This window comes from Vibrio sp. 2033 (genome assembly GCF_033339735.1).
The window spans coordinates 1-651 of the sequence record NZ_JAWOVC010000438.1; the positions used below are offsets into that span (position 1 = coordinate 1).

The following is a 651-nucleotide window of genomic DNA, read 5'->3' on the forward strand; positions in this document are numbered from 1 at the left end:
CACTGTAATGCTCCGCTTTCATAAATAAGCGGCAACCGTCAAAGTCGATCAGCCAAGAGTGGATATCCGCATCCCACTGTTTTTCGATTACCGTCGCAGAGAGTAACCCCACCAAACGCTCACCTAACGCCGGGAAGGTGTCTGAATCAAATCTTGGGGCTGCAATCAGCAAACGACCTTCTTCGGCAATGTATTCTGTTAGGCCAAATTCCTTCTGCATTTCGGTTCCTTATCCGTGGTGAGTGATGTGTTCTTGAATCAGATCCAAGAATGGATCGGCATATTTTTCTAATTTACGTTGACCTACCCCGCTCACCGCCAGCATTTCGCCATACGACGTCGGCAGAATCTCCGCCATATCAATCAAGGTCGCATCACTAAATACAACGTATGGTGGTAAGCCATCTTCATCGGCAATCGACTTACGCAGCTTGCGTAATTTCGCAAACAGCTTCTTATCGTAGTTTTTGCTGGTCAGTTTGTCCGACTTCGCAGCGCGTGCTGCGGTATCCAAACGAGGAACCGCTAGCTCGAGCGACACATCCCCGCGCAATAATGGTCGAGCTTCCTCGGTCAGTTGCAACGTCGAGTTTCGGGTGATGTTTTGAAACAACAGCCCTTTGTGGATTAACTGGCGGAAGATACTCACCC

General features: G+C 49.2%; 2 protein-coding genes. Both read right to left on the reverse strand.

The annotated features are described in order from the left end of the window. A partial coding sequence (locus R7P74_RS27050) for a DUF3630 family protein (protein WP_318123752.1) occupies positions 1–220 on the reverse strand: 220 nt, incomplete at its 3' end. Between the two features lie 9 nt (positions 221–229). After that, positions 230–651: HRDC domain-containing protein (locus tag R7P74_RS27055; RefSeq protein WP_318123754.1), on the reverse strand; the 422-nt coding region annotated here is incomplete at its 5' end.